16 protein-coding genes are annotated in these 16157 nt (G+C 64.2%); 8 read left to right on the top strand and 8 right to left on the bottom strand.

The annotated features are described in order from the left end of the window. Position 1 precedes the first annotated feature (1 nt). Genes dxs through AAC071_RS10655 form a run of 4 tightly spaced genes read left to right on the top strand, consistent with a single transcriptional unit; the run spans position 2 to position 4996 of the window. Complete coding sequence (gene dxs, locus AAC071_RS10670; protein WP_339832373.1) at positions 2-1951, top strand: 1-deoxy-D-xylulose-5-phosphate synthase; 1950 nt, start codon at positions 2-4, stop codon at positions 1949-1951. Between the two features lie 6 nt (positions 1952-1957). Next, positions 1958-2704 (top strand): TlyA family RNA methyltransferase, encoded by a 747-nt coding sequence (locus AAC071_RS10665; protein WP_339832370.1) that lies wholly within the window; start codon positions 1958-1960, stop codon positions 2702-2704. Continuing rightward, a complete protein-coding gene (locus tag AAC071_RS10660) occupies positions 2694-3941 on the top strand; it encodes a TRAM domain-containing protein (protein WP_339832367.1) in 1248 nt (415 codons plus the stop codon). Before AAC071_RS10665 ends, AAC071_RS10660 begins: the two co-directional genes overlap by 11 nt. Positions 3942-3949: 8 nt before the next feature. After that, positions 3950-4996, top strand: coding sequence for a class I SAM-dependent methyltransferase (locus AAC071_RS10655; protein WP_339832366.1), 1047 nt, complete (start codon positions 3950-3952; stop codon positions 4994-4996). A 7-nt stretch (positions 4997-5003) separates the two neighbouring features. Here the strand turns inward: AAC071_RS10655 and AAC071_RS10650 are convergent, their stop codons facing one another. The 6 genes from AAC071_RS10650 to AAC071_RS10625 form a co-directional block, all read right to left on the bottom strand. Then, the gene (locus AAC071_RS10650; RefSeq protein ID WP_339832365.1) at positions 5004-5534 is read right to left on the bottom strand and encodes a hypothetical protein; all 531 of its coding nucleotides are present in this window, start codon (positions 5532-5534) and stop codon (positions 5004-5006) included. Beyond that, on the bottom strand, positions 5527-6609 hold the full coding sequence (aroC, locus tag AAC071_RS10645; protein ID WP_339832363.1) for a chorismate synthase: 1083 nt from the start codon (positions 6607-6609) through the stop codon (positions 5527-5529). The genes AAC071_RS10650 and aroC overlap by 8 nt, the downstream gene beginning before the upstream one ends. A gap of 100 nt (positions 6610-6709) precedes the next feature. Continuing rightward, positions 6710-7549, bottom strand: a complete 840-nt coding sequence (gene fabI / locus AAC071_RS10640; RefSeq protein WP_339832362.1) for an enoyl-ACP reductase FabI — start codon at positions 7547-7549, stop codon at positions 6710-6712. A 102-nt stretch (positions 7550-7651) separates the two neighbouring features. Then, the gene (locus AAC071_RS10635; protein WP_339832361.1) at positions 7652-8566 is read right to left on the bottom strand and encodes a DnaJ C-terminal domain-containing protein; all 915 of its coding nucleotides are present in this window, start codon (positions 8564-8566) and stop codon (positions 7652-7654) included. A 61-nt stretch (positions 8567-8627) separates the two neighbouring features. Then, positions 8628-9260: a tetratricopeptide repeat protein gene (locus AAC071_RS10630; protein ID WP_339832360.1), complete on the bottom strand. Its 633-nt coding sequence runs from the start codon at positions 9258-9260 to the stop codon at positions 8628-8630. A 97-nt stretch (positions 9261-9357) separates the two neighbouring features. After that, positions 9358-9834 carry an RT0821/Lpp0805 family surface protein gene (locus AAC071_RS10625; RefSeq protein WP_339832358.1) on the bottom strand — a complete coding sequence of 159 codons (477 nt, stop codon included), beginning with the start codon at positions 9832-9834 and terminating at the stop codon, positions 9358-9360. A 186-nt stretch (positions 9835-10020) separates the two neighbouring features. Between AAC071_RS10625 and pdxH the strand changes: the two genes are divergently transcribed. From pdxH to AAC071_RS10605, 4 genes are read left to right on the top strand one after another with little or no spacing between them, the layout of a single operon-like run. After that, positions 10021-10647, top strand: coding sequence for a pyridoxamine 5'-phosphate oxidase (gene pdxH / locus AAC071_RS10620; RefSeq protein ID WP_339832356.1), 627 nt, complete (start codon positions 10021-10023; stop codon positions 10645-10647). Positions 10648-10701: 54 nt separating this feature from the next. Next, positions 10702-11640 carry a cation diffusion facilitator family transporter gene (locus AAC071_RS10615; protein ID WP_339832355.1) on the top strand — a complete coding sequence of 313 codons (939 nt, stop codon included), beginning with the start codon at positions 10702-10704 and terminating at the stop codon, positions 11638-11640. Positions 11641-11650: 10 nt separating this feature from the next. Continuing rightward, the gene (locus tag AAC071_RS10610) at positions 11651-13219 is read left to right on the top strand and encodes an AAA family ATPase (protein WP_339832353.1); all 1569 of its coding nucleotides are present in this window, start codon (positions 11651-11653) and stop codon (positions 13217-13219) included. A 9-nt stretch (positions 13220-13228) separates the two neighbouring features. Continuing rightward, a complete protein-coding gene (locus AAC071_RS10605; protein WP_339832352.1) occupies positions 13229-13984 on the top strand; it encodes an SDR family oxidoreductase in 756 nt (251 codons plus the stop codon). 253 nt (positions 13985-14237) lie between these two features. Here the strand turns inward: AAC071_RS10605 and AAC071_RS10600 are convergent, their stop codons facing one another. Together AAC071_RS10600 and AAC071_RS10595 are read right to left on the bottom strand one after the other, a co-directional pair. Then, the gene (locus tag AAC071_RS10600) at positions 14238-14654 is read right to left on the bottom strand and encodes a hypothetical protein (protein WP_339832351.1); all 417 of its coding nucleotides are present in this window, start codon (positions 14652-14654) and stop codon (positions 14238-14240) included. Continuing rightward, entirely contained in the window at positions 14654-16039 is a 1386-nt protein-coding gene (locus tag AAC071_RS10595) for an aspartate aminotransferase family protein (protein WP_339832349.1), read from the bottom strand. Before AAC071_RS10595 ends, AAC071_RS10600 begins: the two co-directional genes overlap by 1 nt. Between the last annotated feature and the right edge of the window lie 118 nt (positions 16040-16157).

Raw genomic sequence — 16157 nt, 5'->3', positions numbered from 1 at the left:
GTTGAGCAGCAAACCCGCGACCCCATTGCTTGACCGGGTGAACAGCCCGGTGGATTTGCGCGCCTTTTCCGAAAGCGAGCTGCCGCAACTGGCCAGCGAATTGCGCGCCGAAATGATCGATGCCGTGTCGGTGACCGGCGGCCATCTCGGGGCGGGCCTTGGCGTGGTCGAGCTGACGGTGGCGCTGCATCATGTATTCAACACACCCGACGATCGCATCATCTGGGATGTCGGCCATCAGGCCTATCCGCACAAGATCCTGACCGGCCGCCGCGACCGCATCCGCACGCTCCGTCAGGGCGGCGGACTCTCCGGCTTCACCAAGCGCGCCGAAAGCGAATACGACCCGTTCGGCGCGGCCCATTCCTCGACCTCGATTTCGGCCGGCCTCGGCATGGCGGTCGCGCGCGACCTCAAGAAGGGCAACAACAATGTCGTCGCCGTCATCGGCGACGGCGCGATGTCGGCCGGCATGGCCTATGAGGCCATGAACAATGCCGGCTCGATGGACAGCCGCCTGATCATCATTCTCAACGACAACGACATGTCGATCGCACCGCCGGTCGGTGCCATGAGCGCCTATCTGGCGCGGCTGCTGTCGGGCGGGGCCTATCGTTCGATGCGCCATCTGGGCAAGCAGCTCGCAAAGCTGCTGCCGAAAAGGCTGGAGGAAAGTGCCCGCCGCGCCGAGGAATATGCGCGCGGCATGGCGATGGGCGGCACTCTGTTCGAGGAACTCGGCTGCTACTATGTCGGGCCGATAGACGGGCATAACTTCGACCATCTGCTGCCGGTGCTGAAGAATGTGCGCGACGCCGACGAGGGGCCGATCCTCGTTCATGTGGTGACGCAGAAGGGCAAGGGCTACGCGCCGGCCGAGGCGGCCGAGGACAAGTATCACGGTGTTTCGAAATTCGACGTCATTACGGGCGCGCAGGCCAAGGCGCCGGTCAACGCCCCGAGCTACACCAAGGTCTTCGCCCAGAGCCTGATCGCCCATGCTGCGCGCGACGAGAAAATTGTCGCGATCACGGCGGCCATGCCGTCAGGCACCGGCCTTGACCTCTTTGGCGGACGTTTCCCGGAGCGTACTTTCGATGTCGGCATTGCCGAACAGCATGCGGTGACTTTCGCTGCGGGTCTCGCAACCGAAGGTTTCAAGCCCTTTGCGGCCATTTATTCGACATTTCTGCAGCGTGGCTACGATCAGGTCGTGCATGACGTTGCGATCCAGCGTCTGCCGGTCCGCTTTGCCATCGACCGCGCCGGGCTGGTCGGTGCCGACGGGCCAACACATGCGGGCGCCTTTGATGTCGCCTATCTCTCCTGCCTGCCGGGATTTGTCGTCATGGCAGCGTCTGACGAACTGGAACTGATGCATATGGTGGCGACGGCCGCTGCCATTGACGACCGTCCGAGCGCCTTCCGCTACCCCCGCGGCGAGGGCGTCGGCCTTGATCTGCCGGAAATCGGGACCCCGCTCGAAATCGGCAAGGGCCGGATTCTGCGCGAAGGCACGAAAGTGGCGATCCTGTCGTTCGGCACGCGTCTTCAGGAGGCGCTGAAGGCTGCCGACCAGCTTGCGGCGCTGGGGCTTTCGGCCACCGTCGCGGATGCGCGCTTTGCCAAGCCTCTGGACGAAGAACTGGTGACCCGCCTTGCCCGCGACCATGAAGTGCTTATCACGGTCGAAGAGGGATCGGTCGGCGGCTTTGGCAGCCATGTACTCGATTTTCTGGCGCGTTCCGGGGCGCTCGATCGCGGGCTGAAGGTACGCCCGATGGCATTGCCGGACATCTTCATCGATCACGACAAGCCGGAGAGGATGTACGATATCGCACATCTCAACGCGCCTCAGATCGTCGAAACCGCGCTGATGGCGCTGGGGCTTGAGCGGCAAATCGCGGATATCGGCGTGGCGGCGCCGCAACCGCTCCCGAAACTCGTCTGAGTGTCGATGACGCGCGAGAAACGCCGCCTCGATCTTGTGCTGGTCGAGCGGGGCCTGGCGCCGACGCGTGCCCGTGCGCAAGGCGCAATCCGCGCCGGTCATGTCCGGGTCGGCGGCAGGCTGGCGGTGAAACCGGCAGATCTCGTCGAAGAAACCGACGAAATTGAATTCACGGCGCCCGAACATCCCTATGTATCGCGGGGCGCCCTCAAGTTGCTGCACGCGCTCGATAGTTTCGGCCTCGACCCTTCCGGTCGGACATGCCTCGATCTCGGCGCCTCGACCGGCGGCTTCGTACACGTGCTGCTGGAACGCGGTGCAACGCATGTGGTCGCTGTTGATGTCGGCCACGGCCAGCTTGCGCCCGAAATCGCGGCCAACCCTCGCATACGCGCCATTGAAGGATTGAATGTGAAGAACCTGAAGCGCGAACAAGTTCCCGAACCGATCGAATTCATCACGGCGGATCTGAGTTTTATCGGTCTGGCAAAGGCATTGCCGCCTGCGCTGAAGCTGGCCGAACCCGGGGCGTACCTTGTTGCATTGATCAAGCCGCAATTCGAGGTCGGGCCGGAAAATGTCGGCAAGGGCGGCATTGTTCGCGACGCGGCGCAGCATGAGAAGGCCTGCAACGAGGTGGCGCGCTGGCTCGAAGAGGAAATGAACTGGCGTGTCATCGGGATTGTGCCGAGCGCCATCGAAGGTGGCGACGGCAACCGGGAATTCCTGCTGGCAGCCTGTCATGACCGCTGAAATCGATGTCGAGATAGGCACGCTCGGCGCACAGGGTGACGGTATCGCCGAAACACCGGGAGGGCCGTTTTTTGTGCCCTATGTGCTGCCGGGGGAACGCGTGCAAATCCGTCCTGAGGGCGAGGGGCGCGCGGCTCTTGTTGCGGTCCTTGAACCATCATTGGATCGGGCCAAACCGCCTTGCCGGCACTTCACCGTCTGCGGCGGTTGCGCGCTTCAGCACATGGCGCCGCCGGCCTATGCCGCCTGGAAACGCGCCCAGGTCGAGGCAGCCCTGCGCCCGCGCGGCATAGTCGCCGATATCGATCAACTTGTTGTCGCACGTCCTGAAAGCCGCCGCCGCGCGACTTTCGCCGTTTCCCGCAGCCGGAAGACGCTGACGCTCGGTTATTACGGGAAGGCAAGTCACACGATCGTCCCCGTTGTGGAGTGTCCGCTGGTCGTGCCGGAGATCGAACATGCCCTTCCGGCGCTTGGCCGGCTGGTCGGTCACGGCCTCTCTCGAAGCGCCCGCGCATCATTGCTTGTGACGGCAATGGCGACCGGCCTCGATGTTGCGGTGACGGGCGGCAAGGCGCTGGACGGTCCGCTGCGCGCTGAACTGGCGCAACAGGCCGCGCTTGCCGATCTTGCACGCCTCACCTGGGATGGCGAAATCGTTGCCGAGCGGCGTACGCCGGTTATCGATCTGTCCGGCCTGGACGTCGCGCCGCCACCCGGTGCCTTTCTGCAGCCGACGGCGAGCGGCGAGGCCGCGCTGGTGGGTCTGGTGCGCGAGGGCGTCGGAACGGCCGGCAGGGTTGCCGATCTCTTTGCGGGCTGCGGAACTTTCGCCGCAGCGCTGGCGCCGCAGGCGGCGGTGCACGCGGTCGAAAGCGAGGCGGCCCCGCTGGCCGCCCTTGCCCGCGCTGTGCGCGAACAGGGCCCCACGCTTCGCTTCAAACCGGTGACCACTGAAATCCGCGACCTGATGCGCCGCCCGTTGCTTGCTGCCGAACTCAAGCCATTCGATGCTGTCGTTTTCGACCCGCCGCGGGCCGGTGCGGCTGCCCAGGCGGCCGAACTGGCGAAATCGGGGGTTCGGCGGATCGCTGCTGTATCATGCAATCCGGCAACCTTTGCCCGTGACGCCCGCACCCTGGTCGATGGCGGGTATCGTCTGACGCGGCTGACACCTGTGGACCAGTTCCTCTGGTCGCCCCATATTGAACTTGTCGGTATTTTCGCAAGGGATTGAGGGCGCCGATGGCAGGACCGCTGGCACGTCTCGGATATGGTGCATCACAGGGCGCGCGTGTCGCCTGGTTCATGGGTCACTATCTGGCGCTGCGCCGGATGCACGGTCCCCTGAACCCGCCCGGCGAGGAACCTGCAACGAAGAAGGGTTCGCGCCCCGGCTGGCAGGACCTGATCGCCGCGATGCGCGAACTTTTCGAGCGGGACTGGGCCAATATCGAGGCCGGAATCTATCTCCCGCCAGCCGATCTGCCGGCCGATCCCGCATCGGCTTTCGAGCGCAGCATGGCATTCTTTCGCGACGCCCGTGCGGTCGATGAACGCCGCCTTGCGCGGCGCCATTCCGAAGTGATGACGCCGGAACGGAAGCGCAGATTCCCGCGCTACTATCTGCAGAACTTCCACTACCAGACGGACGGCTGGCTCTCCGACAAATCGGCGCGTCTCTACGATACGCAGGTCGAGGTTCTTTTCACGGGAACCGCCGACGTCATGCGCCGCCAGGCATTGGTACCGCTGGCAAGGGCTCTGCAAGGCCGCGACCAGCGCAGTTTCCATCTGCTTGATGTCGCCTGCGGTACCGGGCGCTTTCTGGGAATGGTGGCCGAGAATTATCCGCGTCTGAACATAACCGGCATCGACTTGTCGCCGCCCTATATCGCCGAGGCGCGGACGCGGTTGGCACGCCGCCGTAATGTGGCGCTGCTCGAAGCGAATGCGGAACGTCTGCCCGCCGACGATGCGTCACAGGATGTCGTGAGCTGCGTATATCTTTACCATGAGCTGCCGCCGAAAATTCGCAAGGTGGTCGCAGGCGAAATGGCACGAGTGCTGAAACCGGGTGGAACATTGATCCTTGTCGACGCCCTTCAGACCGGTGACCGGTCCGGTTTCGACGGACTCCTCGAGTTCTTCCCGATCGGTTTTCACGAGCCCTATTTCAATTCCTATCTCAAGGAAGATCTGGCCCGACTCTTTGCTGCCGCCGGGCTCGAATATGCGGGCACGTCGCCGGCCTTCCTGTCGAAGGTGATGTGGTTCACAAAGCCCGCCTGATCCGGGATCAGGCGGCTCGACCGACATATTGCAGGATAACCGCGCGGATCAGTTCCGGCGCCGTGTCGAGCGTATTGAGCTTGACCGTGATCTGTTGCGGTCCGGTCGAGCGCCAGCAGCGATACATCAGACGACGCAACGGATGTACTTGTGCCGGATTCTCGATTGCCGATTCAAGCGGGCGCCGCAGTTCGATCTGCAATTCGGCATTGCGGATCGCCCGCAGATAGCGGTCGACGACATCGGCGCCGGCAATGGCGTTCCATGGCAGCCGCCCCAGCCGGTCGATGACGAGACCGCCCGGCGATATTTCCATCGCACGGCGGTCGCGCCGGACAAAGGGCCAGTGATAGAGCGCGCCATAAAGCACAACCAATGCACCGATGGTCGCCACCGTTGGTGCACGCGTGATCGCATGAAGGATCAGAACGCCGGCGATCAGAATGCCGCCATAGACAATGCCTTCGCCCTTCTCCTTGGCATAGTTGACGGTCAGCACCGCCGGCGGGGAGGCAACGGAAGGCTGCGCATCACTCACCGGATTGCCCCCTGTGCCGGAGCCAGTGATCCGCCAGAACGCAAGCCATCATGGCTTCGCCGACCGGCACGGCACGTATGCCGACGCAGGGGTCATGGCGGCCCTTGGTGACGACCTCGGTATCCTCGCCGCCGGACGTGACCGTCTTGCGCGGACTGAGGATCGAGGAAGTCGGTTTCACCGCAAAGCGGACCGCGATGTCCTGTCCGGTCGAAATGCCGCCAAGAATGCCGCCGGCGTGATTGGACGTGAAAAGCGGTCCGTTGTTGCCTGCGCGCATCTCGTCGGCGTTTTCCTCGCCCGAAAGGGCGGCGGAAGCAAAGCCGTCACCGATTTCGACACCTTTGACTGCATTGATGCTCATCATCGCGGCCGCGAGTTCGGCATCGAGCTTGCCGTAGATCGGCGCACCGAGTCCGACCGGAGCGCCAGAGGCGACGATTTCGATCACGGCGCCGCAGGACGAGCCGCGCTTGCGGACTCCATCGAGGTAGTCCTCCCACTGCACCGCTGCGCGCGCATCCGGGCACCAGAAGGGATTTTGCTCCGTTTCGTTCCAATCCCAATTGTCACGATCGATCTTGTGCGGGCCCATCTGGACGAGCGCGCCACGGATCGACACCCCCGGCAGGACGGCGCGTGCAATCGCGCCGGCTGCTACGCGTGCTGCGGTTTCGCGTGCCGACGAGCGGCCACCGCCACGATAGTCGCGGATGCCGTATTTCGACAGGTAGGTGAAATCGGCATGGCCGGGCCGGAACTTCGCGGCAATGTCGCCATAGTCCTTCGAGCGCTGATCGACATTCTCGATCAGCAGCGAGATGGGCGTGCCGGTCGTCAGTTCGACACCGTCTTCGACGAGTGTCCCGGACATGATCCTGACCGCGTCCGGCTCGCGCCGTTGCGTCGTGAAGCGGGACTGACCGGGTCGACGGCGGTCGAGCCAGTGCTGTATGTCCTCGGCCTTCAATGCAAGGCGTGGCGGCGTGCCGTCGACCACGCAGCCAAGTGCCGGCCCGTGGCTTTCGCCCCAGGTCGTCACGCGGAAGAGATGGCCAAACGTATTGTGCGACATGGCTCCGAAGCGCGGCCCTCGACTGGGCATCCTTGCAAATGTTGGGAAACTTGGCCGGTGGATCCGGACGAGCCTCCGACGCAAACCATACAGGAGAAGTTCAGACGATGCTCATATCAGGCGCATCCTCGGCTTTCATGCCAATGACATGGTAGCCCGCGTCGACATGATGCACTTCGCCGGTCACACCCGAGCCCAGATCGGAAAGAAGATAGAGGCCGGTCTTGCCGACCTCCTCGATCGTCACCGTCCGCTTCATCGGCGCGTTGAGCTCGTTCCACTTGAGAATATATCGGAAGTCGCCGATGCCCGAGGCGGCCAGCGTCTTGATCGGCCCGGCCGAGATGGCATTGACACGGATATTGTTGCGCCCGAGATCGACTGCGAGGTAGCGCACGCTGGCTTCCAGCGCCGCCTTGGCGACACCCATCACATTGTAGTGCGGAATGACCTTTTCCGAACCGTAATAGGTCAGCGTGACCAGCGAGCCGCCATCGGTCATCAGCGGCTCGGCGCGGCGGCACAGCGCCGTGAACGAATAGCAGGAGATGGCAAGACTCGCGGTGAAGTTCTCGAGCGAGGTGTCGACATAGCGCCCGTCAAGCTCGTCCTTGTTGGCATAGGCGATGGCGTGGACGAGGAAATCGAGCTTCCCCCATTCCTTCGACAGGCGCTCGAAAACGGCGTCCATGCTGGCTGCATCGGTGACGTCGCAGGGCATGACGAGGTTCGATCCGACCGATTCGGCCAGCGGCAGGACCCGCTTCTGCAACGCCTCGCCCTGATAGGTGAAGGCAAGCTCCGCACCCTGATCGGCGCAGGCCTTGGCGATGCCCCAGGCGATCGAACGGTTGTTGGCGACACCCATCACGAGGCCGCGTTTGCCCGCCATCAGGTTGCCTTTCAAGGCAGCACTTGCGGTGCCGGTGGCTTCGTTCATTGCATCCCCGTATTCTTTTCTGGCCGAAAATTGTCGCGCATCCTACACAAAAGCCTATAGCGGTCGAACAAAAAAGGCCCGGATTCCGGCCCTCCGGACAGTTCACGATTCATGTCGATTCATGTCGTCATGGGAATCGGAAAAGCCCTTGCGCGGATTATACTTAGCACCCTCGGTCCAGGCTGCGGCAAAGTCCTGCAATGCCGCGTCGGGTGTTTCGGGCAGAACAAGCGAGAGCGTTACATACTGATCGCCGGGCGGGCTGCCTTCGGCGGCGATTCCGCGTCCCTTGAGGCGTAGGCATGTACCGGTGTTCGATCCCGGTGGAACCGAAAGCGATACCGGGCCCGAGACGGTCGGGACGTCGACCCGCGCGCCAAGCACAGCTTCCGCAAGGCTGACAGGCAGGGTGAGGTGAATGTCGTGCCCTGCGCGCCGGAAATGGGGATGCGGGGCCACCGTGATCGCGACGAGGGCGTCGCCGGCGGGAGCGCCGCCATGACCGTTGCCCCCTTGTCCGCGAAGCCTGATCTGCTGACCATTTTCGATTCCGGCGGGAACGCTGACATCGAGCATCTTGTCACCGGCAAGGCGGACGCGCTTGCGTGCACCATTGGCGGCTTCGAGAAAACTGACCGTCAGACGGTAGGCCTGGTCGTCGCCGCGGGCGCGGAAGGCACGCTTGCCGGCACTGCGAAGGCCCTCGAAAAGTTCGGAAAAAACATCTTCGGATGCCGGATGTTCAGCGGCGCCGCGCTGCAGGGTTTCCTCGAAGGCGGGCGCTCGCGCCGCTTCGGCCGCCGTCCGCCATTCGGCGTCGAAACGCTTCCGTGCGGCTTCATCCTTGATCTGATTATAGGCGGCCGTCACCTCCTGGAAACGCGCCTGCTGGCGTGCTGCATTGCCCTCGCTCTGGGCGTCGGGATGCAGCCGCTTGGCGAGTCGGCGATAGGCCGCCTTGACCTCGGCATTTCCCGCGTCGCGCGCGAGTCCCAGAATTTCGTAAGGATCGCGCACGGCGTCCGGTTCTCCATAGAGATGAAACCCGCAGAATAACGGCCGCCACAATACGAATTGGTTAAGGATCGGTGCTGTTGTCGAGGCGATCGAGCTCGGCCGGGGGCGGGGCGGGCGCTGTCACGGCAAGCGCCGCATCGGCCGCGCTGGGGGGCGGCGGACCGGGCAGATGCGGCACCAGCACCGCAAGACGGTCAAGGGCCTGTGCATGTCCGGCACGCGCCGCCAGCGTATACCAGGCCAGCGCACGAGCCGGGTCCTCGGCGACACCGAGCCCGCGTTCATACATCACGCCGAGATTGTAGCGGGCGACTGGAACACCGGCCATGGCAGCGGCATGAAACCAGAACGAGGCCTTGCGATAGTCCTGAGGAATGCCGTCGCCATCAAGATACATGAATGCCGAATTGACCTGAGAGGCCACCAGCCCGGCGCGCCCGGACCGTTCATAGAAATAGAGTGCACGCGCCGGGTCGCGTTCGACGCCGAGGCCCTGCCGCAACAGCAGGGCGACATTGCGCATCGCGGCGAGATCGTCCTGCTGCGCAAGCGGCAACCAGATGTCGAAGGCCTTGCGGTATTCGCCGGCGTCATAGGCGGCAACGCCTTCGCTGAATTTGTCGTGCTGGGACCTCGGCGCTGTGCCGCTCTGCTCGATCCGGTCGCGTACTGTGGTACCTGGACCCTGCGCCATTGCGCCCACCGGCCAGGCCAGCGCCACGCCCAGGGCAAAGCCGAAAAGGCAGCGGGCAGGCCGATGCAGTTTGAAATACGGCCTGCCCACAGATCGCTCAGCTCCGAATCTGCCAGGAACCGTCGGGCTGACGGCAGGCGATGCCGCGCGCGGTTTCGCTTCTGCCATCGACATAGATCGTCTGCGTGTATTCGCGGCAGGTCTGGCCGCCCGTCTGATAGGCCGACGACGGCGTCACCGTTCCGTAGTGGCCTGAATCCGGATTTTGCCAGCGAGTGGGTTGGCCCGATTCAAGCGCATTGTAGGTCGTCTGCCCCATATAGGCCTGATCGGCCCGGTCGAGCGACTTGCCGATCTCGCTGCCCAGCAAGGCACCAAGGAGCACGCCGGCGCCTGTGGCCCAGAGCCGGCCCGTGCCGCCGCCGACCTGCGATCCGAGAAGGCCGCCGGCAACGGCGCCACCGACCGTGCCGATCGTCTGTTTGTTGATTCCGCTGCCGCCATAGGCGCTTTGGTCGCAGGCGGCAAGCGCCAGCGCGACAGCGCCAATGGCAATTCCTTTGACGAGATTCATGGCTCGATCCTCTTGTTTGCGAACATGCCTCGATATTTCCGGATGGGGCAGATAAATCCCTTTCCGAAACCATATAAGAACTGCGCTATATAGGACAGCGATTGTGGCGAGATTAGAGCATCGACGTCGTTGGTATGGTGTGAAATCGGCTGTTCTTGAGGGTTGGCACCGAAACGGGACACGGCAATGAACGATACGGCAACACCGTCCGACGAGACCGAAGTGTTCACGTCTGAGGACCCCATCGCGCTGTTCCGCGAATGGATGGAAATGGCCCACGCGAAGGAACCGGAAGACGCAAACGCGGTTGCGCTGGCGACCGCCGATCGCACGGGCCTGCCCGATGTGCGCATGGTGCTGCTGAAGGATGTGGACGCGCGCGGCTTTGTCTTCTACACCAATCTCGAAAGCGACAAGGGCCGCGAACTTGCCGAAAATGCGCAGGCGGCGCTCTGTTTCCACTGGAAGAGCCTGCGGCGCCAAATACGCGTGCGCGGGCAGGTGTTTGCGGTCAGCGACGCGGAGGCCGATGCCTATTTCGCCTCGCGCGCGCGCGACAGCCAGATCGGCGCCTGGGCATCGCGGCAGTCGCGGCCGCTCGAAGGTCGTTTCGAACTCGAACGCGAGGTTGCGAAATATGCAATGAAATTCGGCCTCGGCAAGGTGCCGCGGCCGCCGCACTGGTCGGGATTCAGGATCGTCCCGGTACGGATCGAATTCTGGCGCGACCGGCCATTTCGCCTGCATGACCGGCTGGTTTTTGAGCGCGAAACCGACGGCGCGGTATGGCGCACGACACGGCTTTTTCCCTGACTACCCCCCCTCTGTCACGCAACTGTCACAAATAGGATCGAACGGCACTCCCGGATGAACGCGGACGGCACGACAAAAAAACTTATCCCCGGTTCGGCCGCCCATAACGGACGGCTGATGCGCCGCGCGACCTATGCGGCGGTCGCTGTCGCGGTCATCCTGGTCGCGATCAAGACGGTCGCCTTCTGGATGACCGGCTCGATCGCGATGCTGGGCACGCTGTTCGACTCGCTGCTCGACGGTGCGGCCTCGCTTCTGAACCTTTTTGCCGTGCGGCATGCGCTGACGCCGGCCGACAACGAACATCGTTTCGGTCACGGCAAGGCGGAAGCGCTGGCGGGCCTCGGACAGTCCTTCTTCATTTTCGCCTCGGCCGGCTACATCACTTTCGCGGCGGTCATGCGGCTGCTCAATCCGGAGCCGATTGCACAGTCGGGTGTCGGCATCGCGGTCACCATCGCGGCGATCGTGATCACGCTGGGCCTGGTCGCCTATCAGCGTCACGTCGTCGCCACGACGCAGTCGCTCGCCATCGAAGCGGACTCGATCCATTATCGCGGCGACCTCTACATGAACCTGTCGGTGATTGCCGCGTTGCTGCTTTCCGGCGTCTTCGGCCTGCATCGCGCCGACCCGCTTTTCGGCATCCTGATCGCGGCGCTGATCGCCTGGAGCGCAGCCAAGATCGTGATGGCGGCGCTTGACCAGCTGATGGATCGCGAGCTCTCCGAAGAGGAACGCGAACGCATCAAGACGATCGCGCTGGCACATCCCGAAGTCATCAATCTGCATGATCTGCGCACCCGCGCCTCGGGCGTCCATATCTTCATCCAGTTCCATCTCGAAATGGACGGCGCGATGACGCTGGTCGAGGCGCATCGTATCGCCGACGAGGTCGAGACCGAGGTAATGGCGGCCTTCCCGGGCTCGGAGGTGATCGTCCACCAGGATCCGGCCGGTCTCGAAACGCTGACCCGCCTCGAACGGGTCTGAGGCGGACGTCTTGACCGACTGCACCGACAGGACGCTGATCGCATTTCTTTCGCAGCCCGAGAGCTACGGCCTGCCATCCGGAACGCCGGTCACCCATATCGAGACGCATATCTCGCATGTGTTCCTGGCGGGCACGCATGCCTTCAAGCTGAAAAAGCCGGTGCGCTTCACCTTTCTGGATTTTTCCGACAGCGAAAGGCGCCGCGCGGCCTGCGAGAGCGAAGTGACGCTCAACCGCCGCACCGCGCCGGAAATCTATCTCGGCGTCGTGCCGGTGCGCCGCGTCGCGGCGGGGTTCCGCCTCGGCGGCGATCAGGGCGAGGTCGCCGACTGGCTGGTCGAGATGAAACGCTTTGCCGCCGACGGCCTGCTGGCGACCATGGCCGATAAGGGCCGTCTGACGCTGCCACTGATCGAGGCGCTGGCCGAAGATATCGCGGGCTTTCACGCCGGCGCCGAAATCCGCCGCGACTTCGGCGGTGCCGCGATGTTCCTGCAGATCGTCGAGGGCAATGCGGCCGACATGGCACCCGATATCGGGCCGGTTTTCGACGCCGCGCAGGCTGAGACGGCCGACCGGGCCTGCCGCGAGCTTGTCGAACGCCACCGCGCGCTGCTCGACGCGCGGCGCGATGCCGGCTGGGTGCGCCATTGCCATGGCGATCTCCATCTCGGCAACGTGACCGAAATCGACGGCCGCCCGGTCATCTTCGACTGCATCGAGTTCGACGACCGCATCGCGCGGATCGACGTTCTTTACGATCTGGCCTTCCTGCTGATGGATCTGGCCTTCCGCGCACGGACCGACAGCCGCCTCGGCCCCCATGCCAACCGCGCCCTCAATGTCTGGCTCGATCACATGGACGCGGCCGACATCGTCACGTCGCTGGAAGGCCTGGCGCTGCTGCCGCTTTTCGTCGCGACGCGGGCCATCGTGCGCGCCAAGGTGACGGCGGCGAAGGCCCGCGATGCGGAAAAGCCCGATCCGGCACGCGACACGGCCCGGGCCTATCTCGACTTTGCCGGCGAAGTGCTGACGCCGTTGCGCCCGCGCCTCGTCGCGGTGGGCGGCCTGTCGGGCACCGGCAAATCGACGCTGGCAAGGCGGCTGGCCCCGGTGCTGGGCGGCGCGACGGGCGCGGTTCACCTGCGCACCGACATCATCCGCAAGCGCCTGTTCGGCGTCGGCGCGCTCGACCGCCTGCCCGATGCGGCCTATGCGCCGGGCGTCGGCGAACGGGTCTATGACGAAGCCCTGCGGCTGGCGCGGATCGCGCTCGCGGCCGGGCAGGCGGTGATCCTCGATGCGGTCTTCGCGCGGTCCGAGGAGCGCCTTGCCGCCGCCGAACTGGCGACGGGCCTCAATGTGGCCTTTGACGGGCTCTGGCTCGACGCGCCGCCCGCCATTCTCGAGGCCCGGGTCGCGGCACGCGAAAGCGAGGGGCGCGATCCCTCGGATGCCGGCGTCGCGGTGCTGAAACGGCAGCTCGGCTACGATCTCGGACCGATGACCTGGACGAAGGTCGATGCCTCGGGCGACATGGCCGCCACACTGGCGCGGGCCCGGGCCTTCCTCTAGATTGCGCGCATGACACAGATCAACAATGCAGATCGCCGGACGCTGATCCTGACCGGCGCCAGTCGCGGCATCGGCCATGCGACGGTGAAACGCTTTTCAAGCGCCGGCTGGCGCGTCATCACCTGTTCGCGCCATCCCTTCCCGGAGGACTGTCCCTGGGAGGCCGGGCCGGAGGATCATATCCAGGTCGATCTGGCCGATGTGAAGAATACCGAGGCCGCCATCGCCGAAATGCGCGAGCGCCTGAAGGATCAGGGCGGCCGCCTCAACGCGCTGGTCAACAATGCCGCGATCTCTCCCAAGGGGCAGGGCGGCTCGCGGCTCGGCGTCTTCGATACAGGCGTCGACACCTGGTACCAGGTCTTCCAGGTCAATTTCTTCGCGCCGGTCATGCTGGCGCGCGGGCTGGTGGAGGAGCTGAAGGCCGCCCAGGGCTCGGTCGTCAATGTGACCTCGATCGCCGGCGAGCGCGTCCATCCCTTTGCCGGGAGCGCCTATGCGACATCGAAGGCGGCGCTGGCCGCGCTGACGCGCGAAATGGCCTCGGAATTCGGCCGCCGCGGCGTCCGCGTCAACGCGATCTCGCCCGGCGAGATCGACACGGCGATCCTCTCGCCGGGAACGGACAAGATCGTCGCCGAAATCCCGATGCAGCGTCTCGGCACGCCGGAGGAAGTGGCGCGCACAATCTATTTTCTGTGCACGGATCAGTCGAGCTATGTCAACGGCGCCGAGATCCAGATCAATGGCGGCCAGCACGTCTGAGGGGATAGCGTTTCTCCTCGCCGTTCCCCTTTTCGTCACGGCCCGGCTTGTCCGGGCCGTCCACGTCTTTCTCTTTTCAGCCTTTCCATGACGCCAAGACCTGGATGGCCCGAATAAATCGGGCCATGACGGCTTTGGGTTGTGAAAAATGCAGCATTCCTGCAACTGACCCCGCTTGACCGGATAGCAGTGGGTCAAGCCCGGCAAGGACGAATTGGGAGGGTGGGAAACAAGCGAAAGACAGCGAGAACACTCACCCCGTGAAGATCACCGCGCTCTGGCTGTCGCGGAAATTCGCATCTTCATCGACCGTGAATGTCGAGACGATATAGCCGGTGGCGTCTTCGAAGATGCCGCTGCCGCCGTCGATCTGGCGGATGACGCAGCCTTGCTGGATGTCGGGTTCGACACTGTCCTCGATGAAACCTTCGCCGCGCGTCGAATAGCGGATCGTGCCGGCGCCGAAGCGGATTTCGCCGCTTTCGGTGAAGCCGCCATATTCGTCGGCCTCGACCACAGCTTCGAGCGAGGCCGTCGCGCCGTTCTGGCGCAGCACGGGGTCGACGCCAGCCGGGATCGGCGCCATCGCCTCGATGGTCAGGCGATTGCCCATCTCGTCCTCGGGCGCGACCTTGCCTTCGAAGGTCAGTTGATAGCGAAGCTCGGGCATCAGGCGGCGCGCAGGCCTTCCTTGCCGACCCGCGCCTCCACATCGTCGAGCGCCTTTTCGATGGCGGCAAAGATCGCGTCGATCTGTTCGGCGGTGACGATCAGCGGCGGGCAGAAGGCGACGATGTCGCCGGCCAGCGGCCGCACGATGAGGCCGTGCTTCTGCGCGGCGGCGATGACGGCGGCGCCGATGCCGAGGGCCGGATCGAAGCTCTTTTTCGACGCCTTGTCGGCGACCAGTTCCAGCGCGCCGATCAGGCCCGACGAACGGGCATGGCCGACCAGCGGATGATCGGCGAGCCGCGCGATATGCGCGGCAAAACGCGGCGCGACCTCGCGCACATGGCCGACAATGTTGCGCTTCTCGTAGATCTCGAGCGTCTTCGCCGCGACCGCCGCGCCCACGGGGTGTGCGGTATAGGTGAAACCGTGACCGAAGGTGCCGATCTTTTTGCTCTCGTCGATCATCGCCTGATACATCTCCTCGCCCACCGTCACGGCGGCGATCGGGAAATAGGCCGACGACAGCGCCTTGGCGACCGAGATCGAGTCCGGCTTCATGCCGAAGGTCTCCGACCCGAACATGTTGCCGGTGCGGCCGAAACCGCAGATGACTTCATCGGCGATGAAATAGATGTCGTATTTCTTCAGCACCGCCTGGATCTTCTCGAAATAGCCGGCCGGCGGAATGACGACGCCGCCGGCACCCATGATCGGCTCGGCGATGAAGGCGGCGACAGTCTCCGGGTCTTCGCGGATGATCATGTCCTCGAGGTTTTTCGCCAGCCGCGTCGTGAACTCGTCTTCGGTTTCGCCGGGCTCGGCATAGCGGTAGTAATGCGGGCAGTCGGTGTGCAGCACGCCGGCGATCGGCAGATCGAAATCGCGGTGATTGGCGGGCAGGCCGGTCAGCGAGGCCGACGCCACCGTGACGCCGTGATAGCCGCGGATGCGCGAGATGAATTTCTTCTTCTTCGGGCGCCCGAGCGCATTGTTGTAGTACCAGACCAGCTTGACCTGCTGATCGTTCGCTTCCGAGCCCGAGCCGCAGAAGAGAACCTTGGACGCCGCATGCGGCGCGATCGCCTTCAGGCGTTCGGCAAGCTCGGCCGCGCGTTCATGGCTCTTGCCGCCGAAGACATGGGTGAAGGGGATCTGGCGCATCTGTTCGGTGGCCGCGTCGATCAGCTCCTGCTCGTTGTAGCCGAGCGAGGTGCACCAGAGGCCGGCCAGCCCCTCGATATACTTGTTGCCCTCATTGTCCCAGACATAGACGCCTTCGCCGCGTTCGAGGATCATCGGCCCGGTGGAACGGAACTGGTCGAGATTGGTGTAGGGATGGATCACCGTCTCGATGTCGCGAACGGCGGCGTTGGACAGGCTCATGGGCGAGCTCCTCAGGTCATTTTCTTGCGGCGTGGCGGGCATAATGGGAGGGGCGGGCAAGCGTGTCAAAGGGGCGCGGGTTTGGCGGTTGACCCCGGGCAGGGAGGCGCGGTTGACT

It is taken from the genome of uncultured Parvibaculum sp. (assembly GCF_963975745.1).
Classification (GTDB): Bacteria; Pseudomonadota; Alphaproteobacteria; order Parvibaculales; family Parvibaculaceae; genus Parvibaculum.
This window is presented reverse-complemented; position numbering and strand designations above follow the sequence as displayed.

Excerpts from the sequence above, each read along its gene's own strand:
- AAC071_RS10615 (WP_339832355.1), top strand. The coding sequence starts at position 10,702 with ATGAACGCGGACGGCACGACAAAAAAACTTATCCCCGGTTCGGCCGCC.
- AAC071_RS10630 (WP_339832360.1), bottom strand. The coding sequence starts at position 9,260 with ATGGCGCAGGGTCCAGGTACCACAGTACGCGACCGGATCGAGCAGAGC.
- AAC071_RS10605 (WP_339832352.1), top strand. The coding sequence starts at position 13,229 with ATGACACAGATCAACAATGCAGATCGCCGGACGCTGATCCTGACCGGC.
- pdxH (WP_339832356.1), top strand. The coding sequence starts at position 10,021 with ATGAACGATACGGCAACACCGTCCGACGAGACCGAAGTGTTCACGTCT.
- aroC (WP_339832363.1), bottom strand. The coding sequence starts at position 6,609 with ATGTCGCACAATACGTTTGGCCATCTCTTCCGCGTGACGACCTGGGGC.
- AAC071_RS10595 (WP_339832349.1), bottom strand. The coding sequence starts at position 16,039 with ATGAGCCTGTCCAACGCCGCCGTTCGCGACATCGAGACGGTGATCCAT.
- AAC071_RS10660 (WP_339832367.1), top strand. The coding sequence starts at position 2,694 with ATGACCGCTGAAATCGATGTCGAGATAGGCACGCTCGGCGCACAGGGT.
- fabI (WP_339832362.1), bottom strand. The coding sequence starts at position 7,549 with ATGAACGAAGCCACCGGCACCGCAAGTGCTGCCTTGAAAGGCAACCTG.
- AAC071_RS10625 (WP_339832358.1), bottom strand. The coding sequence starts at position 9,834 with ATGAATCTCGTCAAAGGAATTGCCATTGGCGCTGTCGCGCTGGCGCTT.
- AAC071_RS10665 (WP_339832370.1), top strand. The coding sequence starts at position 1,958 with ATGACGCGCGAGAAACGCCGCCTCGATCTTGTGCTGGTCGAGCGGGGC.
- AAC071_RS10655 (WP_339832366.1), top strand. The coding sequence starts at position 3,950 with ATGGCAGGACCGCTGGCACGTCTCGGATATGGTGCATCACAGGGCGCG.
- AAC071_RS10600 (WP_339832351.1), bottom strand. The coding sequence starts at position 14,654 with ATGCCCGAGCTTCGCTATCAACTGACCTTCGAAGGCAAGGTCGCGCCC.